The following is a 21,249-nucleotide window of genomic DNA, read 5'->3' as shown; positions in this document are numbered from 1 at the left end:
AAGGAACATTACATGGCGACTATCAGTAATCTCGGGGTGGGCGTGCCCGGCCTGTCGGATCTGTACGATAAGCTGCAGGCAGCAGAAGAGACTAAATTAACAGCGATTGCCAAACAAAAGACCACTTACGACGCGCAAATCACCGGTTACGGAAAATTACAAAGCGCCCTGACTACCCTGCAAACCGCAGCAGCAAAACTGGCAAAGACGGATACCTGGAACTCTACGTCCGTTTCAAGCACCAACACAGCATTCTCCGCTATCAGTACCTCCAGCGCTAACGTTGGCGACGTTACTATTAATGTCAGTAAGATCGCGAAAGGCCAGGTTCTGACGACAGCTCCCGGCACCATTGACAGCAATACAAAGCAGTTAGGCGGGACAACGGGCTCCAATAGCCGAACCATTACCATCACCCAGGCAGGAGCCGACAGCAAACCGCTGACGGTAACGCTCGCCGATGGCGATACTTCACTGAACGGGATTGCTAAAGCTATCAATGCGGCCAACGGCAACGTATCTGCAAGCGTGGTGAAAGCCGATAACGGCGACTACCGTCTGATGCTGACCTCAAAAACCACGGGTACCGATTCCGATATGACGGTGACGGTGGCGGGAGACGATACGCTAAACGCCGTTATCGGAAGCGCCGCGCTAAATGTGCAGGTTAAGTCGCAAAATGCCGTCATTAACGTGAACGGTATTCAATTAGTTCGTCAGAGCAATACCATCACTGACGCGCTGCCTGGCGTAACATTAACTCTGAAAGCCCCGAGCACAGCAGATGAAACGCTGACGATAGCCCGCTCAACCGACGATAACAAAAAAGCCATTACGGAATGGGTCAATGCCTATAACTCTCTGCAGTCTACCATTGCTGCGCTGACCAAATACGAGCCGCCAGCAGTGGGTGCAACCGCCCAGTCCTCGAACAACGGCGTGTTAATGGGTGACAGTACTATCCGTGGAGTACAATCCGATCTTCGTGCTTTATTGACCAATGTACAGAGTGGCTCCTATGCCATTATGGCTCAACTTGGCATCACCCAGGACCCGGTCAAAGGCGCAGACGGCGCGATTGGCAACCTAAAAATTGATGATAAAAAATTAACCAAGATTCTCACCGACGATCCGGCTGGCGTTCAGGCCTATTTTGTGGGTGACGGAAAAAAAACCGGTTTCGCCACACAGATGAATAACACCTTGACCGATATGCTGAGCACCTCTATCGGTAAAGAAGGTGTGATTCAGAATGCGAAGGACGGTATTAACGCCACGCTCAAATCCATCGGCAAACGTTACGACGCGATGGAGTTGACCATTGAAGCCACGATGGCGCGTTATAAAAAGCAATTTAACGATTTGGATAAGCTGGTCACTAAATTCAATGGTACGGCCACTTATTTGACCCAACAGTTCAGCAGTAAGTAAGAAAGGAACCGATATGTATAGCAAATCTGGTGTACAAGCCTATCAGCAGGTAGGTCTTGAATCTGCTGTCTTGAGTGCCAGCCCGCACCAGTTGGTTGTCATGTTGTTCGACGGTATCCATAGCGCGCTTATTAGGGCGCGCCTTTTCCTTGAGCAAGGGGACATCCCGGCAAAAGGAGAGGCCCTGTCTAAGGCCATTAATATTATCGAAAATGGCCTTAAGACTGGTTTAAATATGGATGTGGGAGGAGAACTCCCCCGCAATCTTTCTGCACTTTACGACTATATGGTACGCCGTTTGTTACATGCCAACCTGCGCAATGACATCGAGGCCATTACCGAAGTCGAGGCTCTGCTGCTCAATATTTCCGACGCCTGGAAGCAAATCGGCCCGGGTTATTCTCCCAAGCAGGATTAACTGTAATGAACGACTTCAGCTTATCCCTAAAAAAGTGGCATGCCCTTAATGCGCTTAGCAATACCATGCTAGGCCTTGCTCAATCCGGGAAATGGGATGAGCTAATTGACCAGGAGGTGGCATACGTTTCGCTGGTAGAAGAGATCAGCACGACGCCTTTTCCGCCCAACAGTAAGTCTGTTCAGGACCAGGCAATGGTGATACTGAATCAGGTGCTTCAGAATGAAATCATTCTTAAAGAGTTGCTACAGGAAAGGATGAGTGAGCTGAGCGGCCTTATTGCGCAAACCAACAAGCAAAAAAACGTAAACGTCACCTACGGTAGGCTTTCTGGCAACATTTTATTTCCCGGAGAGATGAATCAATAATACACATTAGCGATTCATCAACCATACTCCAGAAGTCTGCCAATGGCTTCTGGAGCAAGGATGATGAAAAACCCCACCCTGTTACAATGTTTTCACTGGTACTACCCTGCTGGCGGTGAATTGTGGCGAGAGGTCACGGCGCTAGCCCCCAATCTTAACGAAATCGGCATTAACATGATCTGGCTCCCGCCCGCCTATAAAGGCGCGTCAGGCGGGTATTCTGTCGGCTATGACTCCTATGACCTGTTCGATCTGGGCGAGTTTGATCAGAAAGGCAGTATCGCCACGAAATACGGTGACAAAGCGCAGCTGCTGGAAGCCATCGACGCCCTCAAGCGCAACGACATTGCCGTGCTGCTGGACGTGGTGGTGAACCACAAAATGGGGGCAGATGAGAAAGAGCCTGTGCGCGTTCAGCGCGTGAACGAGCAGGATCGCACGCAGATCGATGACGAGGTCATCGAGTGCGAAGCCTGGACCCGCTACACCTTCCCTGCCCGCGCCGGGCAATATTCCCAGTTTATCTGGGACTACAAATGCTTCAGCGGCGTCGACCACATTGAAAACCCCGATGAAGACGGCATTTTTAAAATCGTCAACGACTACACCGGCGAAGGCTGGAACGATCAGGTTGATGATGAGATGGGTAACTTCGATTATCTGATGGGCGAAAATATCGACTTTCGCAATCACGCCGTCACCGAGGAGATCAAATACTGGGCCCGCTGGGTCATGGAACAGACGCGTTGCGACGGCTTTCGCCTGGACGCCGTCAAGCATATTCCCGCCTGGTTCTACAAAGAGTGGATTGAGCACGTCCAGGAGGTCGCCGACCAGCCGCTGTTTATCGTGGCGGAATACTGGTCCCATGAGGTGGATAAACTTCAGGCCTATATCGACCAGGTCGAAGGCAAAACCATGCTGCTTGATGCCCCCCTGCAGATGAAATTCCACGAGGCGTCACGTCAGGGCCGGGATTACGACATGAGCCAAATCTTTACCGGCACGCTGGTGGAAGCCGATCCGTTTCATGCGGTCACCCTCGTCGCAAACCATGACACCCAGCCGTTGCAGGCGCTGGAAGCCCCGGTCGAAGCCTGGTTTAAACCGCTGGCGTATGCGCTGATCCTGCTGCGGGAAAATGGCGTGCCGAGCGTCTTTTATCCGGACCTCTTTGGCGCCAGCTATGACGATACGGGTGGAGACGGTGAAACGTACCATATTGATATGCCTGTGATTGAGCAGCTCCACGAGCTGATCCTCGCGCGCCAGCGTTTTGCCCACGGCGTGCAGACGCTCTTTTTTGACCATCCTAACTGCATCGCCTTCAGCCGCAGCGGCACGGAAGACGATCCTGGCTGCGTGGTGGTGATGTCGAACGGGGACGACGGCGAGAAGGTAATTTGCCTTGGGGAAAACTACGGCAACAAAACGTGGCGTGATTTTCTCGGCAATCGCGAAGAAACGGTCACCACGGCGGCGGATGGCGAAGGGACTTTTACCTGCAAAGGCGGAAGCGTGAGCGTGTGGGTAATTGAGGATGCGCTGTAGAAACAATGCCGGGTGGCGGCTTCGCCTTACCCGGCCTACGGGAAGGCACTTTTGTAGGCCAGGTAAGCGTCAGCGCCACCCGGCAACAAACGGCTACGGTAGTTTACTCTCCAGCGGATGCTTGCTCAGGTAATCGGCACACTCAACCGTTGGGCGATCGACCTTCTGCAGCTCCAGCCCGTCGTACTCAAGCGTCGAGCCATCGCGCTCCAGCGGATAAATATCCAGCTTGCGCGTCACGTTGTAATAACTGTCTGAACGCAGCATGATTTTACCCGGCACGGCAATCACCCGCTGCCACTGACGGCAGTCCAGCGTATCGCCCTCTTCCGTCACCACCAGCGTGGCAATCGCTTCAGGGCTGACCATTTTGCTCTGCGGCCCTTTTGACTGCCAGTATCCCGCCAGATGCGCCGGGACAGGATGCTTGATCACCTCTTTATAATTATCGACTTGAACGCACCCGGTCAGTGCCAGCAGCGCGCCAGCAATTGCTATTTTTTTCATCATCTTTCCTGCATTCGAAGAAAAAAATATTGTGGCATTAAAGCGCTGCGGCTGCCAGCGAAGATCGACAGGTCTTAGACCTGCATCCCCATCACTTCCTGATAAGCCGACACCAGCTTGTTACGCACCTGGATCCCCATCTGCAGGGAAACCGAGGCTTTTTGCAAATCGGTCATCACATCATTCAGCGCCACGCCAGGCTCGCCGAGGGTGAACTTCTCTGCCTGCGTGCGCGCTGCGGTCTGGGTATCACTGATACGGTCAAGAGCGGCATGCAGTTGCCCTGCAAAGCTGATGCTCGGCTGCTGATCTGCCACATTCTGATTACGGGCCGTCATCGCCGTTGCCTGCAGCTGACTGATTACCCCTTCAATGCCCTGTATAGCCATGACTCTCCCCTGGATGGTTTTTTACGCGGTCAAGACTAACAGCTTGTCAATAAGATAATGGCGGTAAATAGCATGAAAAAACCAGGTTATTTGACGCATAGAAAATCACGAATCATCAAATAATGGCAGGGCCATCAATATGGAACATTTGTCGTGTTTGCCGACCCGGGAGTCAGTTTTGTTTCTCTACACGAATAACGTAAACCACCAGGATTTAAGAGGTGCGCAATGAGTGCAACAGCATCGACAGCGCCGCAGAATAAATCACTCGAGTGGATGAACCGCCTTCGCGCGAATCCTAAAATCCCGTTGATCGTGGCAGGCGCTGCCGCAATTGCGATCCTTGTAGCGATGGTCCTGTGGGCGAAAAGCCCTGATTACCGGACGCTCTACAGTAACCTTTCCGATCAGGATGGCGGCGCCATCGTCACCCAGCTGACCCAGATGAACATCCCTTATCGCTTTGCCGATAATGGCGGTGCGCTGGAGGTCCCGGCAGATAAGGTGCACGAACTGCGTCTGCGTCTGGCCCAGCAGGGGCTGCCGAAGGGCGGCGCGGTAGGCTTTGAGCTGCTGGATCAGGAAAAATTCGGTATCAGCCAGTTCAGCGAGCAGGTGAACTACCAGCGTGCGCTGGAAGGTGAGCTGGCCCGCACCATTGAAACATTAGGCCCGGTGAAGAGCGCCCGCGTGCACCTGGCGATGCCTAAACCGTCCTTATTTGTCCGCGAACAGAAATCACCTTCGGCTTCCGTGACCGTGAACCTTGAGCCAGGCCGCGCGCTGGACGAAGGGCAAATCAGCGCGGTGACGCATCTCGTCTCCAGCGCCGTGGCCGGTCTGCCGCCGGGTAACGTAACGCTGGTTGACCAGAGCGGTCACCTGCTGACGCAATCCAATACCGCCGGTCGCGATCTGAATGACGCGCAGCTGAAATATGCCGCCGATGTGGAAAGCCGTCTCCAGCGCCGTATCGAAGCGATCCTGGGTCCGGTGGTGGGCAACAGCAACGTGCACGCGCAGGTCACCGCGCAGATCGACTTCTCGAATAAAGAACAAACCGAAGAGCAGTACAGCCCGAACGGCGATGCGGCGCAGGCGGTTATGCGTTCGCGCCAGATCAACACCAGCGAGCAGATTGGCGGCGCAAACCCGGGCGGCGTGCCGGGCGCGCTGTCTAACCAGCCTGCCCCGGCTAACGCGGCGCCGATCTCTACGCCGCCGGCCAATCAGCAGAACGGCCAGCAGAATAACCAGCAGACCACCTCAACGGCGACGAACAGCGGTCCACGAAACAGCAGCCGTAACGAAACCACGAACTACGAAGTGGATAGGACGATTCGCCACACTAAACTGAACGTGGGCGATATTCAGCGTCTCTCCGTTGCGGTAGTGGTGAACTACAAAACGCTGGCGGATGGCAAACCGTTGCCGTTGACCGCCGAACAGATGAAGCAGATTGAAAACCTGACCCGTGAAGCGATGGGTTACTCCGAGAAGCGCGGCGATACCCTCAACGTGGTGAACTCACCGTTCAACTCGGTGGAAGAGACCGGCGGTGAACTGCCGTTCTGGCAACAGCAGGCGTTTATCGACCAGCTGATGTCCGCAGGACGCTGGCTGCTGGTGCTGATTGTCGCGTGGCTGCTGTGGCGCAAGGGCGTTCGTCCTCAGCTCCAGCGCCGTGCTGAAGCCGAAAAAGCGGCTCGCGAGCAGATGAATGCGCGTCAGGAAACGGAAGAAGCGGTTGAAGTGCGCCTCAGCAAAGATGAACAGATGCAGCAGCGCCGCGCTAACCAGCGCATGGGTGCCGAGGTGATGAGCCAGCGCATTCGCGAAATGTCAGATAACGATCCGCGCGTCGTGGCGCTGGTCATCCGTCAGTGGATGGGTAACGAACATGAGTAATACGCTTACGGGCACCGATAAAAGCGTCATCCTGCTGATGACCATTGGCGAAGATCGCGCGGCAGAGGTGTTTAAACACCTCTCCCAGCGGGAAGTGCAAATTCTCAGTGCGGCGATGGCCAACGTGCGTCAAATCTCCAACAAGCAGCTGACCGAAGTGCTGTCGGAGTTTGAGCAGGAAGCCGAACAGTTTGCCGCGCTGAACGTCAACGCCAACGACTACCTGCGTTCCGTGCTGGTCAAGGCGCTGGGCGAAGAGCGTGCCGCCAGCCTGCTGGAAGACATTCTGGAAACGCGCGATACCGCCAGCGGTATCGAAACGCTTAACTTTATGGAACCGCAGAGTGCCGCCGACCTTATTCGCGACGAGCACCCGCAGATTATCGCCACCATCCTTGTCCACCTCAAACGTGGTCAGGCGGCCGATATTCTGGCGCTGTTCGAAGAGCGTCTGCGTCACGATGTGATGCTGCGTATCGCCACCTTCGGCGGCGTTCAGCCTGCCGCGCTGGCGGAGCTGACCGAGGTGCTGAACAACCTGCTCGACGGCCAGAACCTCAAGCGCAGCAAAATGGGCGGCGTGAGAACGGCGGCAGAAATCATCAACCTGATGAAAACGCAGCAGGAAGAGGCCGTCATTACGGCGGTTCGCGAATTCGACGGCGAGCTGGCACAGAAAATCATCGACGAGATGTTCCTGTTCGAAAACCTCGTCGAAGTGGACGACCGCAGCATCCAGCGCCTGCTCCAGGAAGTGGATTCCGAGTCGCTGCTTATCGCCCTCAAAGGCGCCGAGCAGCCGCTGCGCGAGAAGTTCCTGCGCAACATGTCTCAGCGTGCGGCCGATATCCTGCGCGACGACCTTGCCAACCGTGGCCCGGTTCGTCTGTCTCAGGTGGAAAACGAACAGAAAGCCATTCTGCTTATCGTTCGTCGTCTGGCGGAAACCGGCGAGATGGTGATTGGCAGCGGAGACGACACCTATGTCTAATGAGCTGCCGTGGAAGCGCTGGACGCCGGACGATCTGGCCCCTCCCCTCTCCGAGTTCACGCCAGCCGCGATCCCGACCGAGGCGCTTGACCCGGACGTCGAGCAGCCCGAGCTGAGCGAAGAGGAGCAGCAGGCGCAAATGCTGGCTCAGCTGCAAATGCAGGCGCACGAGCAGGGCTACAATGCCGGTCTGAACGAAGGCCGGCAGAAAGGCCACGAGCTGGGGTATCAGGAAGGCCTGGCGAAAGGGTTAGAGCACGGTATCGATCAGGCGCGCCAGCAGCAGGCGCCGATCCATGCCCGCATGCAGCAGCTGGTCAGCGAGTTTCAGCACACGCTGGACGCGCTGGACAGCGTGATTGCCTCGCGACTGATGCAGATGGCGCTGGAAGCCGCGCGTCAGGTGATCGGCCAGACGCCCGTGGTGGATAACACCGCGCTAATCAAACAAATTCAGGGTCTGCTGCAGCAGGAGCCGCTGTTCAGCGGGAAGCCGCAGCTGCGCGTCCACCCGGACGACCTGCAGCGCGTGGAAGAGAGCCTGGGCGCGACGCTAAACCTGCACGGCTGGCGTCTGCGCGGCGACCCGTCGTTACATCACGGCGGCTGCAAAGTTTCTGCCGATGAAGGCGATCTGGATGCCAGCGTCGCCACCCGCTGGCAGGAACTGTGTCGCCTGGCGGCACCGGGAGTCGTCTGATGACCGCACGCCTCACCCGCTGGCTCACCACGCTCGACAACTTTGAGACGAAGATGGCGCAACTGCCCTCTGTTCGTCGTTATGGGCGGCTGACGCGCGCCACCGGTCTGGTCCTGGAGGCCACCGGCCTGCAGCTTCCGCTGGGCGCGACCTGCGTGATTGAGCGTCAGGACGGTCTGGAAACGCGTGAAGTAGAAAGCGAAGTGGTCGGGTTCAACGGCCAGCGCCTGTTCCTGATGCCGCTTGAAGAGGTGGAAGGTATTCTGCCCGGCGCGCGCGTGTATGCCAAAAACACGTCCGGCGATGGGCTGCAAAGCGGGAAACAGCTGCCGCTTGGTCCTGCCCTGCTGGGTCGCGTGCTGGACGGCAGCGGGAAGCCTCTCGACGGGCTGCCCTCCCCGGACACCACCGAAACCGGCGCATTAATTACCCAGCCGTTTAACCCCCTGCAGCGAACCCCTATCGAGCATGTGCTCGACACCGGCGTGCGCCCGATCAACGCCCTACTGACCGTGGGACGCGGGCAACGTATGGGCCTCTTCGCCGGGTCAGGCGTGGGTAAATCCGTCCTGCTTGGCATGATGGCGCGCTACACCCAGGCGGACGTTATCGTCGTGGGCCTGATCGGCGAGCGCGGTCGTGAAGTAAAAGACTTTATTGAAAACATTCTGGGTGCGGAAGGCCGTGCCCGCTCGGTGGTCATTGCCGCACCGGCGGACGTGTCGCCGTTACTGCGTATGCAGGGGGCAGCCTATGCCACCCGCATCGCCGAAGATTTTCGTGACCGCGGCAAGCACGTGCTGCTGATCATGGATTCGCTGACCCGCTACGCGATGGCGCAGCGTGAAATCGCGCTGGCTATCGGTGAGCCACCGGCGACCAAAGGCTACCCGCCTTCGGTCTTCGCCAAACTCCCTGCCCTGGTGGAACGTGCGGGGAACGGCATCAGCGGCGGCGGCTCCATCACCGCGTTCTATACCGTGCTGACCGAAGGCGATGACCAGCAGGATCCGATTGCCGACTCCGCGCGCGCGATCCTTGACGGTCATATCGTGCTGTCTCGTCGTCTGGCCGAAGCCGGACACTATCCGGCGATAGATATTGAAGCCTCTATCAGCCGCGCGATGACCGCGCTGATAACCGAGAAACACTACGCCCGCGTGCGTAACTTTAAACAACTCCTCTCCAGCTTCCAGCGCAACCGCGATCTGGTCAGCGTGGGGGCGTATGCCAAAGGCAGCGACCCGATGCTCGACAAAGCGATTACCCTGTGGCCGCAGCTGGAGGCATTTTTGCAACAAGGCATTTTTGAACGTGCCGACTGGGAAGATTCAATTCAGGCTCTGGAGCTGATTTTCCCGCAGGTGTAACACAGGTGGAGGGCGAAGGTCATGGCGCAAAACAGCGCGTTATCAACGCTGAAAGATCTGGCTGAAAAAGAAGTTGATGATGCCGCATTGCAGCTTGGCGCAATGCGACGCGGGTGCCAGCAGGCTGAAGAACAGTTGAAGATGTTAATCGACTATCAGCATGAATATCGCACCAACCTCAATACCGATATGACACAGGGCATTGGAAGCCAGCGCTGGATTAACTATCAGCAGTTTATCCAGACGCTGGAGAAGGCGATAGATCAGCATCGCCAGCAGCTTCACCAGTGGACCCAGAAAGTCGATACCGCGCTGAATTTCTGGCGCGAGAAGAAGCAGCGACTGCAGGCCTGGCAGACCTTACAGGACCGACAGATTGCGGCAACGACCCTGGCGGAAAACCGCCTGGATCAGAAAAAAATGGATGAGTTTGCCCAGCGCGCATCAATGAGGAAACCGGAATGATCACACTGCAACAACTGCTGATGAGCGACAGCGACCTGTCAGGCGGTACGCAGACAGGAAAAGGCACCGACGGTGCACAGGACTTTCTCGCGCTGCTCGCGGGCGCCCTGTCGGACGCGACGGGCAAGGGCAACGATGCGCCCCTGACGCTGGCTGACCTGAAAGCCGCCGGCAGCAAGCTGTCCCACGTTGCTCAGGACGCCAAAGGGGATACCACCCTGCAGGCCAAAATTGCCGACCTGCTCTCGCGTCAAACTGCGCTGAATGGCGATGAAACGTCGCCCGTCACGTCGCTTGATACGCTGGTATCCGGGCTGGTGCCGCTGTCAAAGGGTGATGCCCTGAAAACGCTTAATGCGGTCAACAGCAAAGATGACGGCAAAAGCGAGCTGAGCGAAGAGGAGCTGGCCGGGTTAAGCGCGCTGATGGCCATGCTGCCGCACCAGCAGACCAGCACCTCACGTGCGGCAGGCAGTGACGGTGTGTCCGCCACCGCAACGCTGAGTTCAGCGGCGCTGACGCAAAACGGCGCGGGCCAGCCGTCCCTGAACGCGCTTCCGGGAAGCCATGATAAAGCCCAGAGTGCTGCGCCTTATCAGAGCCAGGCGAAAAACAGCGACCCCGCCCTGTCGGGTAACGCGCCGGCCACGCCGGCCGTGGCCGCAACGGCAGAGAAGCAGGAGCTTGCCAGTTCCTCCTCCTCAGCCTCACCGACGGCGACCCTGGCACCGATTATGTCCAGCCATGCGACCAGTCAGACGGCCGCCACCGTCGCCACCGCGCCGGTGTTAAGCCAGCCTCTGGGTACGCATGAATGGCAGCAGTCCCTGAGCCAGCACATCACCCTGTTCACTAAACAGGGCCAGCAGACAGCCGAGCTGCGTCTGCACCCGGAAGATCTGGGTCAGGTGCAAATTTCGCTTAAGCTGGATGATAACCAGGCGCAGCTGCAGATGGTTTCTGCGCACAGCCATGTCCGTGCGGCGCTGGAAGCCGCGCTGCCGGTCCTGCGAACCTCACTGGCGGAGAACGGCATTCAGCTTGCGCAAAGCAGCGTCAGCAGCGAGAGCTTTGCCGGGCAGCAGCAGTCCTCATCCCAGCAGCAGCACCAGGCTTCGCGTTCCGGCAACACCGGCGGCTTTAATGACGAGAGCGATGAGTTACTGCCTGTCCCTGCCGCTCTGCAATCCGCCGCGCGCGGTAACAGTGCCGTAGACATCTTCGCCTAAACGCCAGAGGTAGCGTGATTATCCCCGTCTTTTCCACGCTTTGACGACAGCAGGACACGGGATAATCACCTTATTAAGCTGTACCGAAACAGGAAGCTCGTATCAGATGACTGACTCCGCTATCACCAAAAAAAGTAAGCGTTCCATCTGGATCCCGCTGCTGGTGTTGATCACGCTCGCCGCCTGCGCTACCGCGGGCTATAGTTACTGGCGTATGCAGCAGGAACCTTCGACCGCTGCGGCCAAAGCCGAACCTGCACCACCGCCGGCGCCGGTATTTTTCCCTCTGGACACCTTCACCGTGAACCTCGGTGACGCGGATCGTGTGCTGTATGTCGGTATTACGCTGCGCCTGAAGGATGAAGCCACGCGCGCGCGTCTGAATGATTATCTTCCGGAGGTGCGTAGCCGCCTTCTGCTGCTGTTCTCTCGTCAGGACGCTTCGGCGCTGGCCACCGATGTGGGTAAGCAAAAGCTGGTCGACGCCATTAAACAAACGCTGGCGACCCCGCTGGTAAACGGCCAACCTAAGCAGGAAGTCACTGACGTTCTGTATACAGCCTTCATTCTGCGGTAACGACATGGGCGACAGTATTCTTTCTCAGGCAGAAATCGATGCGCTGCTCAACGGCGACAGCGATAAAAGTGATGATCCGCAACCGGGTATTGGCGGCGATAGCGATATTCGTCCCTATGACCCGAATACCCAGCGTCGCGTGGTACGTGAACGTCTGCAGGCGCTGGAGATCATTAACGAACGTTTTGCACGTCAGTTCCGTATGGGGCTGTTTAACCTGCTGCGTCGTAGCCCGGATATTACGGTCGGTGCGATCCGCATTCAGCCGTATCACGAGTTTGCCCGCAACCTGCCGGTGCCAACCAACCTTAACCTGATTCATCTGAAGCCGCTGCGCGGCACCGGTCTGGTGGTGTTTTCCCCAAGCCTGGTGTTCATCGCGGTGGATAACCTGTTCGGCGGCGACGGGCGTTTCCCGACCAAAGTAGAAGGTCGCGAATTCACCCACACCGAACAGCGCGTCATTAACCGCATGCTGAAGCTGGCGCTGGAGTCCTACAGCGACGCGTGGAAAGCGATTAACCCGCTGGAAGTGGAGTACGTCCGTTCTGAGATGCAGGTGAAATTTACCAATATCACCACCTCCCCGAACGATATCGTCGTGAATACGCCGTTCCACGTGGAGATCGGTAACCTGACCGGCGAGTTCAACATCTGCCTGCCGTTCAGCATGATCGAACCGCTGCGCGAGCTGCTGGTTAACCCGCCGCTGGAGAACTCGCGCAACGAAGACCAGAACTGGCGTGAAAACCTGGTCCGCCAGGTCCAGCATTCGCAGCTTGAGCTGGTGGCGAGCTTCGCCGATATCCCGCTGCGGTTATCTCAGATCCTGAAATTACAACCCGGTGATGTTTTGCCGATAGAAAAACCCGACCGCATTATTGCCCATGTGGATGGTGTCCCCGTGCTGACAAGCCAGTACGGCACGATTAACGGTCAGTATGCGTTACGCGTTGAGCACTTGATCAACCCGATTTTGAATTCGCTGAATGAGGAACAGCCCAAATGAGTGACATGAACAATCCGTCCGATGAAAACAGCGGAGCACTGGACGATCTGTGGGCTGACGCGTTAAACGAGCAAAAAGCGACCCCGGCCAAAAGCGCAGCGGATGCCGTATTCCAGCAGCTCGGCGGCGGTGACGTCAGCGGCACGCTGCAGGATATCGACCTGATTATGGATATCCCGGTTAAGCTGACCGTTGAGCTGGGACGCACCCGCATGACCATTAAAGAGCTGCTGCGCCTGACGCAGGGCTCCGTAGTAGCCCTTGACGGTCTGGCCGGCGAGCCGCTGGATATCCTGATCAACGGCTATCTGATTGCTCAGGGTGAAGTGGTGGTGGTGGCCGATAAATACGGCGTACGCATCACCGACATCATTACCCCATCTGAACGTATGCGTCGTCTGAGCCGTTAAGCATGAAAACCCAGGCAACAGTATCGCAACCTTCTGCCGTTCCCGGCTCGCCTCTGCTCCAGGTGAGCGGGGCGTTGTTCGGTATTATTGCCTTTATTCTTATCGCCGCCTGGCTGGCGAAGCGCTTTGGCCTGGCGGGGAAAACCGCCGGTGCCCGCGGGCTGAAGGTCAGCGCCAGCACTACGCTGGGGCCGCGTGAACGCGTGGTCATCGTCGAGGTGGACGATGCGCGCCTGGTCCTGGGCGTCACGGCGTCAAACATCAGCGTGTTACATAAACTGCCGCCCGCCCCTGTTGTGGTGGACGAGCGTGCAGAGGCCCCTGCGGATTTCCAGTCCGTGATGAAGAGTTTGCTTAAGCGTTCCGGGAGATCCTGATGCGCCGTTTGTTATCCCTGACGCTTGCGGGCGTTGGCCTGTTTGCTCCCGCGGTCTATGCGCAACTGCCCGGTCTGGTTTCTACCCCGCTCGCGGGCGGCGGCCAAAGCTGGTCGCTTCCGGTTCAGACGCTGGTGTTCATCACCTCGCTGACGTTTATTCCGGCTATTCTGCTGATGATGACCAGCTTCACCCGCATCATCATCGTTTTTGGTCTGCTGCGAAACGCGCTCGGCACCCCTTCCGCTCCGCCAAACCAGGTTCTGCTCGGGCTGGCGCTGTTTTTGACCTTTTTCATTATGTCTCCGGTGATCGATAAGATTTACACCGACGCCTACCAGCCGTTCAGCGAAGATAAAATCTCCATGCAGGAAGCGCTGGATAAAGGCGCGCAGCCGCTGCGGGAATTTATGTTGCGTCAGACGCGCGAAGCGGATCTGGCCCTCTTTGCCCGCCTGTCCAACACCGGCGAACTGCAGGGACCGGAAGCGGTGCCCATGCGTATTCTGCTGCCCGCCTATGTGACCAGCGAGCTGAAAACCGCATTCCAGATTGGCTTTACCATCTTTATTCCGTTCCTGATTATCGACCTGGTGATCGCCAGCGTCCTGATGGCGCTCGGGATGATGATGGTGCCGCCCGCGACCATCGCCCTGCCCTTTAAGATCATGCTCTTTGTGCTGGTCGACGGCTGGCAGCTGCTGGTCAGCTCGCTGGCGCAGAGTTTCTACAGTTAAGGAACGGCAATGACACCCGAATCGGTCATGATGATGGGCACGGAGGCGATGAAAATCGCGATTGCCGTTGCCGCGCCGCTGCTGCTTGTCGCGCTGGTTACCGGTCTGATTATCAGTATTCTCCAGGCCGCCACGCAGATTAACGAAATGACGCTGTCATTCATCCCGAAAATCATCGCCGTGTTCGTGGCGATTATCGTGGCCGGGCCGTGGATGCTGAACCTGCTGCTGGACTATATGCGCAACCTGTTTACCAACCTGCCGTACATCATCGGCTGACCTGACGATGCTGCACTTCACCAGCGACCAGTGGGTTCAGTGGCTCGGCGTCTATTTCTGGCCGATGCTTCGCATCATGGCGCTGATCTCCACCGCCCCCATTCTCAGCGAGAAATCGATCCCTAAGCGTGTCAAAGTGGGGCTGGGCATCACCATCTCCATTATCGTCGCCCCGTCTCTTCCGCCGGTGGATATTCCGATCTTCTCGGCGAATGCGGTATGGGTGGCCCTGCAGCAGGTGATGATTGGCGTCGCCGTTGGCTTTACCATGCAGCTCGCCTTTGCCGCGGTGCGTACCGCGGGGGAACTGATTGGCCTGCAGATGGGGCTATCGTTCGCCACGTTTGTTGACCCTGGCAGTCATCTCAACATGCCCGTGCTGGCGCGCATTATCGATCTGCTCGCCATGCTGCTGTTCCTGTCGTTCAACGGCCATCTGTGGCTTATCTCCATGCTGGTGGACACGTTCCATACGCTGCCGATTGGCGAAAATCCGGTGAACAGCAATGCGTTTCTGGCGCTCACCCGCGCGGCGGGGCTGATCTTCCTCAACGGGCTGATGCTGGCGCTGCCGATCATCACCCTGCTGCTGACCGTCAACCTGGCGTTAGGTTTACTCAACCGAATGGCACCGCAGCTTTCGGTGTTTGTCATTGGTTTTCCGCTGACGCTGACGGTCGGAATTTTATTAATGTCATTACTGATGCCACTTATCGCTCCCTTCTGTGAACATTTATTCGGCGAGATATTCAACCTGTTAGCGGATATTGTCAGCGAACTGCCACGTAAATAATAGCCCGCACTGTTGTTACTGTCTTTCTGAGGATATTCCTAAAATAAAACGCGAAAAACATCTTCCAGGATATATCTGACGCGGTTTAATTGTTTCTAACCACCTCACAATACTTAATATTTACTTTACTTTAAGAAGATTCCTGGCAAATTATACGTAACTTTACGGGATAGTGAGTCCGCCTGAAAGTCTTTGTCATGCTCACAGGTTTATTATTTTTTTCCATCCCGTATGGCTGTTTTGAGCTCTCAGGCAGATGGTGAATTATCGTTACGCATTGAGTGAGGGTATGCCATGTCAACGATCATTATGGATTTATGCAGCTACACCCGGCTAGGGTTAACCGGGTACCTGGCAAGCAGAGGGGTAAGAAAGAGAGACATCAACGATGCACACACCGTTGACGAACTCGCAGCCGCTTGTGACGAACTAAAACCAGGCGTGGTGTTTATTAATGAGGACTGTTTCATTCACGATCCAGCCAACAGTCAGCACATTAAGCAAATCATTAATCAGCATCCAAAAACCCTGTTTATTGTTTTTATGGCGATCGCGAATATCCATTTCGATGAGTATTTGTTGGTCCGTAAAAATTTATTGATCAGTTCTAAATCGATTAAACCCGAGTCGCTGGATGACATTTTGGGTGATTATTTGAATAAAGAAGTTAAAAATGTAGGAGCGGTTAACTTACCCACCCTATCATTAAGCAGGACTGAATCAAGTATGCTGCGAATGTGGATGGCGGGACAAGGAACTATTCAGATCTCCGACCAGATGAATATTAAAGCGAAAACCGTTTCATCACACAAAGGAAATATTAAACGGAAAATTAAAACGCATAATAAGCAAGTGATCTACCACGTGGTACGCCTGACCGATAATGTGACGAACGGGATTTTCGTCAACATGCGTTAGTCGCTTAAGAAAAGACCCTGTGCACCCTACCTTTGATCTCTGGCCTGGCCAGAGATTTTTGCTTTTACAGCGGGTGTCGGGCACGCAATGTGCTACCCGACGCCGTGCTAGTCTGCTTTCTCTACAAAAATCCCGTCCGGATGCCCCAGTTCGTTAAAAAACCAAATGCCGAGCGGGTAGTCTTCCAGTGAAACCAGGTACATTGTACCTTCGCTAAACTCTTCAATTGCCAGCACCACACCCGGGCGGCGCGGCCCACCGTCCGTTTTAACGGTTACCCGATCGTTGACCTTCATACATTCCTCCTCTGGTTTTGAGCCAGTGTAGAACAAAACGCAAAAACGCACATCGCCGCCCGGCGTGAATGGCGTTTTTATGCACAGGCTATACTTAACCCTGGACACGTTTGCAGGTTGATAGAGGAGTCCCGCAATGAAGACCGATAAAGAGTACAGCGATACCATCAAGCGCGAAGTCGAGGTGGATGTCGATGCCCTGCTGGCCGCCATCAATGAGATCAGCGAGTCAGAAGTCCGCCGCACGGACGACAATTCGGACCGCGTCATTGTCAACGGAAGGGATTATCACACCTATCGCGAGCTGGCGGAGGCCTTCGAGCTCGATATTCACGACTTTAGCGTGTCGGAAGCCAATCGTTAGGGCAAAAAAAATCCCGGTCATGGGGATGACCGGGATCAAAACTTGCTTATGCAAGAAGCACTTGAAAATTCGTTACACCAGGAAATCTGATGTACATGCCACACTATCCCCAACGAATTTGTCTGACAAGCATATATTCTTAGGGTGAATATAATATTTTTAACATAATGCTTTTGGTTATGAGCAATAACATACGCCGAATGCGGGTTTGCCAGGGAATACTCTCATTTCTCCGGTTAACAATTCGGATATTTTTTAGGAATTTTCTTAGAGAGAAACGCATCCGTCACCGGGAGTCACTATGCCTTCACTGCGGGATACCTTGCTGATTTTTTCCGACCTGGATGGCTCGTTGCTGGATATTCATACCTATGACTGGCAACCCGCCATGCCCTGGCTGGACAGGCTGCAGGATAACCAGATTCCGATCATTCTCTGCAGCAGCAAAACCGCGGCAGAGATGCTGGATATTCAGCAGGATCTGGGGCTGGAAGGCCTGCCGTTTATTGCCGAGAACGGCGCGGTGATTCAGCCTGACGTGCGCTGGGACAATATCCAGCGTCAGATTAGAGGGATGACGCACCGGGATATTCGTCCGCGGATCGAGCAGATTCGCCTGCAGACGGGCTTTAAATTCACCACCTTTGACGATGTGGATGAGCACGTTATTAGCGAGTGGACCGGACTGACGCGCTACCGTTCGACGCTTGCCCGCAAGCACGAAGCCTCCATCACGCTGATCTGGCGCGATACCGACGAGAACTTGCTTCAGTTTGAAGAGGAACTGGCGCACAGCGGCCTGCAATGTCTGCAGGGGGCGCGCTTCTGGCATATTCTGGACGCCCGCTGCGGTAAAGACGTGGCGGTTAACTGGCTGATTGAACGGTATCGCGAGCAGGAAGACATTGAACCCACCACGCTGGGGCTCGGCGACGGTCCCAACGATGCGCCGCTGCTCGACAGCATGGACTTCGCGGTGGTGATCAAGGGGATTAACCGCCAGGGCATCACGCTACGGGACGATAACCCCGCGCGGGTCTATCACACCCAACAGCCCGGGCCTGCGGGCTGGCAGGAGGGGCTGGATCATTTCCTGTCCTGATCCCGCCACACGACCCGGTTACGCCCGCTCTGCTTGGCCTGATACAGCCGGGCGTCCGCCACGGACTGCAGCTGTTCAAAATCGTAATTGCCCGTTTCATCCGCGCTGCTGACGCCCAGTGACGCGCTGATGCGCAGGGTTGTGCTCTTCTTCACCAGGATCTCCTTACTGTTGATTCGGCAACGAATGCGTTCGGCGACGCCTCTCGCCTCCTCCAGACCAAGACCGGGAAGGACCACACAAAACTCTTCGCCACCGACGCGTCCGGCCACGTCATTCTTGCGTAACGCGCTGGCAATCACGCCTGCCGTATGGGAAAGCACCTTATCACCGGCCTGATGGCCGAAACGGTCGTTGATGTTTTTAAAATAGTCGAGATCGATCTGAATCACCGAGAACGGCAGCGACTGCTGACGACAGGTTTCCGCCAGCAATTTTGCGCGGTCGAACAGCGCGCCGCGATTATTCAATCGGGTCAGCGGATCGTGCCAGGCCTGCCACTGGAGCGAGTGCTGAAGCGTATACATGTTACTCACCATCCGACGGATCACCAGCCACGAGATCAACAGCATGGCGGTAAAGAGCGCCCACAGCAGCGCCAGCACAATGCTGATACTGCCGAAGTCGTCCTGTACCCCTTCGTGCAGGGTGTGGATCCGCAGGACGACGCCATCGAAATGATCGAGCCGCTCCCAGGTGATAAACCGGCTCCCGAGGCGGATACCGCCGCCGGTATCATGTTCAATCGCCTGGGCAATCTGCGCCGTTTCGCGTTCGTCAAACTGGTTAACCGGGCTTCCCGCGTGGGCTGAGGTAGCAATCATATTAAGCCGGGTATCGTACAGCTGATACTCCCCCTCCGTCCGGTCTTCCGTCGCGTCGGTCAGCAAACGCTGCATCGTGTCTAATGTAAAATCCATCGCCACGACGCCGTACCAGTAATGATCGAAATAGATGGGGACGCTGGCGGTGATCGTGCGTTCATCCCCGGTCCAGGATGAAGGCGTGGAGATAAACCAGCGCACGGCGCGGGCGCGGTTGTTACGCTCTGACTGCTGGGTAAACCAGGACTGCGTGACCAGATTATAATAGCGGGCGGTAATATCACCCGCCCGATCCGGCGTATCCGTGGAAAGGAAAAATCCGGCGCGGGAGACGTAGATCACCCGCGCTTCCGTTTGCGCTCTTGATGACGCCAGCCTGAGCAGATACCCCACTTCGAGCGCGGCAGAAATTTCATGACTGATGCGCTCAGCGTCCCGGTTCAGAAGCGTGGTTTTATCCACGAACGCATCCGAGACCCCGTTGATGGGAAGGGTGCGCTTTTTATCAACAGCGAGCTGCCAGGTGGGGAGCATGCGGACGGTGTTAAAGCGTGACACCGCATCCTGTAGGACATCAAAGGCCAGCGGCGTCTCGATTGCATCATGCATACCCTGGCGAAATAACAGCATCCTGTCGACGCTGTTCTGTAACTGCCTGTCCAGCGAACTGGCCACCGTATCCAGATGGTTGCGCTGGCTGGAGATGTACGCCTCTTCCAGCACCACCACCTCACGCCAGGTCAGGAGCGTGGAAAACACCAGAACGATCAGAAAACAGAGATTAACAATCCGCCCCGGATTGCTACGCTTATGCAGCCATTGCAAAAAAGTTTGTCTTACAACAAAGGTATCGCGCTGCACACACACTCCCTGATTACTGCTCTATACCCGAAACCTGAGATAAAAACGCCCGGCAAAGCCGGGCGTTATGTGATTAAGCCTTGTCCCGTTTGTGCTGCCCGTCCCCCGGCTGAAGCTCATCTTCACGGAATGCTTCCCGCTTGATGCTATAGCCATCGTGCCACCGGCATTCCACCATTCCGCTGGAATACCCGGTGACGATCATACGTGGGCCGCCCTTTTTAGGCTTAACTTCATCACTGACCAAAAAGACCATACCTGCCTCCTGTATCAGGGTGAAACTGTTTCAATTTAGACGAGGAATGGTCTTTTTGCATCCTGCCGACGGTAACAATTAGTGCGACGTGCCGCGAATTTTCTCAACCAGCTTCACCGCCGCAACGACGATAGCGCCAATGATAAAGCCCAGCACCAGGTTCAGCAGCGTAGGCAGAATCGCCGCGATAACGGCCCCCTGCGTGGAGGAGAAATGTTCGATGGCATGGTGCAGCGGCGCAATGCCGTGAACCACAATTCCGCCGCCTACGAGGAACATCGCCAGCGTGCCCACCACCGACAAGCTCTTCATCAGCCAGGGCGCCAGCACCAGCAGGCTTTTGCCGATGCCTCTTGCCACCGCGCTCGACTTTTCTTCCAGCCAGTAGCCAATATCGTCCAGCTTGACGATCAGTCCCACCAGACCGTACACGCCCACGGTAACCAGAATCGCGATGCCGGAGAGGATCAGGACCTGATTCAGGAGCGGCGCGTCAGAGACAATGCCCAGCGTAATCGCGACGATTTCTGCAGACAGGATAAAGTCGGTCCGAATAGCGCCTTTGACCTTATCGCGCTCGAAGGTTTTTGGATCCTGCGCGGCCAGCGCTTCAAGACGCTGCTGGCGCACCTCCGGCGTATCGCTCTGCTTGCGCGCGCTAAAGGAATGCAGCACTTTCTCCACGCCCTCGAAGCAGAGAAATGCCCCACCGATCATCAGTAACGGCGTGATGGCCCAGGGGATAAAGGCGCTGATCAGCAGCGCCAGCGGCACCAGAATCACCTTGTTCAGGAAGGAGCCTTTCGCCACGCCCCACACCACCGGCAGTTCACGGTTTGCCCTCACCCCACTCACCTGCTGCGCGTTAAGCGATAAATCATCGCCCAGCACGCCTGCGGTTTTCTTCGCCGCCAGTTTCCCCATCACTGAAATGTCGTCCAGTAGGGTGGCTATATCATCCAGCAATGTTAATAAGCTACTTCCTGCCAAAATCTTAATCCTTCATTTTTTGGTAATTAAGTGAATAGTATGGAGCAAAAGCGCAAACCCGGAAACAGGCACCTTACGTCAACAAAAAATTCACATCAGCTACACAATTAAAGGGCTCGCCAGCGCGAT

At 56.0% G+C, this 21,249-nt stretch carries 25 protein-coding genes and 1 pseudogene; 20 read left to right on the top strand and 6 right to left on the bottom strand.

Features of this window, described 5'->3' with window-relative positions; all coding sequences use genetic code 11:
- Positions 1-12 precede the first annotated feature (12 nt).
- The 4 genes from fliD to amyA all read left to right on the top strand — a co-directional run bounded on the left by fliD (position 13) and on the right by amyA (position 3,768).
- Positions 13-1,431, top strand: a complete 1,419-nt coding sequence (fliD, locus tag FHC52_RS05980; RefSeq protein WP_126288293.1) for a flagellar filament capping protein FliD — start codon at positions 13-15, stop codon at positions 1,429-1,431.
- Positions 1,432-1,444: 13 nt separating this feature from the next.
- Complete coding sequence (gene fliS / locus FHC52_RS05975) at positions 1,445-1,849, top strand: flagellar export chaperone FliS (RefSeq protein WP_126288291.1); 405 nt, start codon at positions 1,445-1,447, stop codon at positions 1,847-1,849.
- Between the two features lie 5 nt (positions 1,850-1,854).
- A complete protein-coding gene (gene fliT / locus FHC52_RS05970) occupies positions 1,855-2,217 on the top strand; it encodes a flagella biosynthesis regulatory protein FliT (protein ID WP_023325566.1) in 363 nt (120 codons plus the stop codon).
- 63 nt (positions 2,218-2,280) lie between these two features.
- Positions 2,281-3,768 carry an alpha-amylase gene (gene amyA, locus FHC52_RS05965; protein WP_220419972.1) on the top strand — a complete coding sequence of 496 codons (1,488 nt, stop codon included), beginning with the start codon at positions 2,281-2,283 and terminating at the stop codon, positions 3,766-3,768.
- Positions 3,769-3,861: 93 nt separating this feature from the next.
- Here the strand turns inward: amyA and yedD are convergent, their stop codons facing one another.
- Positions 3,862-4,275, bottom strand: coding sequence for a lipoprotein YedD (gene yedD / locus FHC52_RS05960; RefSeq protein ID WP_023293875.1), 414 nt, complete (start codon positions 4,273-4,275; stop codon positions 3,862-3,864).
- A 74-nt stretch (positions 4,276-4,349) separates the two neighbouring features.
- Complete coding sequence (gene fliE, locus FHC52_RS05955; protein WP_008500329.1) at positions 4,350-4,664, bottom strand: flagellar hook-basal body complex protein FliE; 315 nt, start codon at positions 4,662-4,664, stop codon at positions 4,350-4,352.
- A gap of 228 nt (positions 4,665-4,892) precedes the next feature.
- Here fliE and fliF point away from each other — a divergent pair, with 228 nt between their 5' ends.
- From fliF to rcsA, 14 genes and pseudogenes are all read left to right on the top strand, one after another.
- Positions 4,893-6,572: a flagellar basal-body MS-ring/collar protein FliF gene (gene fliF / locus FHC52_RS05950; protein WP_021241384.1), complete on the top strand. Its 1,680-nt coding sequence runs from the start codon at positions 4,893-4,895 to the stop codon at positions 6,570-6,572.
- Positions 6,565-7,563, top strand: coding sequence for a flagellar motor switch protein FliG (fliG, locus tag FHC52_RS05945; protein WP_008500327.1), 999 nt, complete (start codon positions 6,565-6,567; stop codon positions 7,561-7,563). Before fliF ends, fliG begins: the two co-directional genes overlap by 8 nt.
- On the top strand, positions 7,556-8,263 hold the full coding sequence (gene fliH, locus FHC52_RS05940) for a flagellar assembly protein FliH (RefSeq protein ID WP_008500326.1): 708 nt from the start codon (positions 7,556-7,558) through the stop codon (positions 8,261-8,263). Before fliG ends, fliH begins: the two co-directional genes overlap by 8 nt.
- A complete protein-coding gene (gene fliI / locus FHC52_RS05935; RefSeq protein WP_008500325.1) occupies positions 8,263-9,633 on the top strand; it encodes a flagellar protein export ATPase FliI in 1,371 nt (456 codons plus the stop codon). The genes fliH and fliI overlap by 1 nt, the downstream gene beginning before the upstream one ends.
- A gap of 21 nt (positions 9,634-9,654) precedes the next feature.
- Positions 9,655-10,098: a flagellar export protein FliJ gene (fliJ, locus tag FHC52_RS05930; protein ID WP_021241386.1), complete on the top strand. Its 444-nt coding sequence runs from the start codon at positions 9,655-9,657 to the stop codon at positions 10,096-10,098.
- A complete protein-coding gene (gene fliK, locus FHC52_RS05925; protein WP_126288289.1) occupies positions 10,095-11,327 on the top strand; it encodes a flagellar hook length control protein FliK in 1,233 nt (410 codons plus the stop codon). Before fliJ ends, fliK begins: the two co-directional genes overlap by 4 nt.
- A gap of 106 nt (positions 11,328-11,433) precedes the next feature.
- The gene (fliL, locus tag FHC52_RS05920; RefSeq protein WP_021241388.1) at positions 11,434-11,904 is read left to right on the top strand and encodes a flagellar basal body-associated protein FliL; all 471 of its coding nucleotides are present in this window, start codon (positions 11,434-11,436) and stop codon (positions 11,902-11,904) included.
- Positions 11,905-11,908: 4 nt separating this feature from the next.
- The gene (gene fliM / locus FHC52_RS05915) at positions 11,909-12,913 is read left to right on the top strand and encodes a flagellar motor switch protein FliM (RefSeq protein WP_008500320.1); all 1,005 of its coding nucleotides are present in this window, start codon (positions 11,909-11,911) and stop codon (positions 12,911-12,913) included.
- Positions 12,910-13,323: a flagellar motor switch protein FliN gene (fliN, locus tag FHC52_RS05910; protein ID WP_008500318.1), complete on the top strand. Its 414-nt coding sequence runs from the start codon at positions 12,910-12,912 to the stop codon at positions 13,321-13,323. Before fliM ends, fliN begins: the two co-directional genes overlap by 4 nt.
- 2 nt (positions 13,324-13,325) lie before the next feature.
- A complete protein-coding gene (gene fliO / locus FHC52_RS05905) occupies positions 13,326-13,700 on the top strand; it encodes a flagellar biosynthetic protein FliO (protein WP_032663259.1) in 375 nt (124 codons plus the stop codon).
- The gene (gene fliP / locus FHC52_RS05900) at positions 13,700-14,437 is read left to right on the top strand and encodes a flagellar type III secretion system pore protein FliP (RefSeq protein WP_008500316.1); all 738 of its coding nucleotides are present in this window, start codon (positions 13,700-13,702) and stop codon (positions 14,435-14,437) included. Before fliO ends, fliP begins: the two co-directional genes overlap by 1 nt.
- Before the next feature lie 9 nt (positions 14,438-14,446).
- A complete protein-coding gene (gene fliQ, locus FHC52_RS05895) occupies positions 14,447-14,716 on the top strand; it encodes a flagellar biosynthesis protein FliQ (protein WP_008500315.1) in 270 nt (89 codons plus the stop codon).
- 7 nt (positions 14,717-14,723) lie between these two features.
- Positions 14,724-15,516, top strand: a pseudogene (gene fliR, locus FHC52_RS05890) (flagellar biosynthetic protein FliR); the annotation flags it as partial.
- Between the two features lie 287 nt (positions 15,517-15,803).
- A complete protein-coding gene (gene rcsA / locus FHC52_RS05885; RefSeq protein WP_008500313.1) occupies positions 15,804-16,427 on the top strand; it encodes a transcriptional regulator RcsA in 624 nt (207 codons plus the stop codon).
- A gap of 107 nt (positions 16,428-16,534) precedes the next feature.
- On the opposite strand, the gene dsrB is transcribed toward rcsA, so the two are convergent.
- Positions 16,535-16,723: a protein DsrB gene (gene dsrB / locus FHC52_RS05880; protein ID WP_008500312.1), complete on the bottom strand. Its 189-nt coding sequence runs from the start codon at positions 16,721-16,723 to the stop codon at positions 16,535-16,537.
- 136 nt (positions 16,724-16,859) lie between these two features.
- Between dsrB and yodD the strand changes: the two genes are divergently transcribed.
- On the top strand, positions 16,860-17,087 hold the full coding sequence (gene yodD, locus FHC52_RS05875) for a YodD family peroxide/acid resistance protein (RefSeq protein WP_013097742.1): 228 nt from the start codon (positions 16,860-16,862) through the stop codon (positions 17,085-17,087).
- 301 nt (positions 17,088-17,388) lie between these two features.
- Positions 17,389-18,189: a mannosyl-3-phosphoglycerate phosphatase-related protein gene (locus FHC52_RS05870; protein WP_046092835.1), complete on the top strand. Its 801-nt coding sequence runs from the start codon at positions 17,389-17,391 to the stop codon at positions 18,187-18,189.
- On the opposite strand, the gene dgcQ is transcribed toward FHC52_RS05870, so the two are convergent.
- The 3 genes from dgcQ to FHC52_RS05855 all read right to left on the bottom strand — a co-directional run bounded on the left by dgcQ (position 18,174) and on the right by FHC52_RS05855 (position 21,120).
- Positions 18,174-19,874 carry a cellulose biosynthesis regulator diguanylate cyclase DgcQ gene (gene dgcQ / locus FHC52_RS05865; protein WP_021241391.1) on the bottom strand — a complete coding sequence of 567 codons (1,701 nt, stop codon included), beginning with the start codon at positions 19,872-19,874 and terminating at the stop codon, positions 18,174-18,176. The genes FHC52_RS05870 and dgcQ overlap by 16 nt on opposite strands.
- A 73-nt stretch (positions 19,875-19,947) precedes the next feature.
- Entirely contained in the window at positions 19,948-20,130 is a 183-nt protein-coding gene (locus FHC52_RS05860; protein WP_008500307.1) for a YodC family protein, read from the bottom strand.
- A 78-nt stretch (positions 20,131-20,208) separates the two neighbouring features.
- Complete coding sequence (locus FHC52_RS05855; protein ID WP_008500306.1) at positions 20,209-21,120, bottom strand: DUF808 domain-containing protein; 912 nt, start codon at positions 21,118-21,120, stop codon at positions 20,209-20,211.
- Positions 21,121-21,249: the final 129 nt, after the last annotated feature.

It is taken from the genome of Enterobacter sp. EC_64, assembly GCF_019584165.1.
GTDB classification, from domain to species: Bacteria; Pseudomonadota; Gammaproteobacteria; order Enterobacterales; family Enterobacteriaceae; genus Enterobacter; species Enterobacter roggenkampii.
Note: the sequence above shows the minus strand (reverse complement) of the source record. Positions and strands in the feature narration are given on the sequence as shown.

Bases quoted from the DNA above. Each gene is read 5' to 3' on its own strand.
- fliS (WP_126288291.1), top strand. From the start codon at position 1,445: ATGTATAGCAAATCTGGTGTACAAGCCTATCAGCAGGTAGGTCTTGAA.
- fliM (WP_008500320.1), top strand. From the start codon at position 11,909: ATGGGCGACAGTATTCTTTCTCAGGCAGAAATCGATGCGCTGCTCAAC.
- fliG (WP_008500327.1), top strand. From the start codon at position 6,565: ATGAGTAATACGCTTACGGGCACCGATAAAAGCGTCATCCTGCTGATG.
- yodD (WP_013097742.1), top strand. From the start codon at position 16,860: ATGAAGACCGATAAAGAGTACAGCGATACCATCAAGCGCGAAGTCGAG.
- amyA (WP_220419972.1), top strand. From the start codon at position 2,281: ATGAAAAACCCCACCCTGTTACAATGTTTTCACTGGTACTACCCTGCT.
- fliP (WP_008500316.1), top strand. From the start codon at position 13,700: ATGCGCCGTTTGTTATCCCTGACGCTTGCGGGCGTTGGCCTGTTTGCT.
- rcsA (WP_008500313.1), top strand. From the start codon at position 15,804: ATGTCAACGATCATTATGGATTTATGCAGCTACACCCGGCTAGGGTTA.
- fliQ (WP_008500315.1), top strand. From the start codon at position 14,447: ATGACACCCGAATCGGTCATGATGATGGGCACGGAGGCGATGAAAATC.
- fliT (WP_023325566.1), top strand. From the start codon at position 1,855: ATGAACGACTTCAGCTTATCCCTAAAAAAGTGGCATGCCCTTAATGCG.
- dsrB (WP_008500312.1), bottom strand. From the start codon at position 16,723: ATGAAGGTCAACGATCGGGTAACCGTTAAAACGGACGGTGGGCCGCGC.
- fliO (WP_032663259.1), top strand. From the start codon at position 13,326: ATGAAAACCCAGGCAACAGTATCGCAACCTTCTGCCGTTCCCGGCTCG.
- fliL (WP_021241388.1), top strand. From the start codon at position 11,434: ATGACTGACTCCGCTATCACCAAAAAAAGTAAGCGTTCCATCTGGATC.
- fliH (WP_008500326.1), top strand. From the start codon at position 7,556: ATGTCTAATGAGCTGCCGTGGAAGCGCTGGACGCCGGACGATCTGGCC.
- FHC52_RS05860 (WP_008500307.1), bottom strand. From the start codon at position 20,130: ATGGTCTTTTTGGTCAGTGATGAAGTTAAGCCTAAAAAGGGCGGCCCA.
- fliK (WP_126288289.1), top strand. From the start codon at position 10,095: ATGATCACACTGCAACAACTGCTGATGAGCGACAGCGACCTGTCAGGC.
- fliJ (WP_021241386.1), top strand. From the start codon at position 9,655: ATGGCGCAAAACAGCGCGTTATCAACGCTGAAAGATCTGGCTGAAAAA.
- fliI (WP_008500325.1), top strand. From the start codon at position 8,263: ATGACCGCACGCCTCACCCGCTGGCTCACCACGCTCGACAACTTTGAG.
- fliN (WP_008500318.1), top strand. From the start codon at position 12,910: ATGAGTGACATGAACAATCCGTCCGATGAAAACAGCGGAGCACTGGAC.
- FHC52_RS05870 (WP_046092835.1), top strand. From the start codon at position 17,389: ATGCCTTCACTGCGGGATACCTTGCTGATTTTTTCCGACCTGGATGGC.
- fliF (WP_021241384.1), top strand. From the start codon at position 4,893: ATGAGTGCAACAGCATCGACAGCGCCGCAGAATAAATCACTCGAGTGG.
- yedD (WP_023293875.1), bottom strand. From the start codon at position 4,275: ATGAAAAAAATAGCAATTGCTGGCGCGCTGCTGGCACTGACCGGGTGC.
- fliE (WP_008500329.1), bottom strand. From the start codon at position 4,664: ATGGCTATACAGGGCATTGAAGGGGTAATCAGTCAGCTGCAGGCAACG.
- fliD (WP_126288293.1), top strand. From the start codon at position 13: ATGGCGACTATCAGTAATCTCGGGGTGGGCGTGCCCGGCCTGTCGGAT.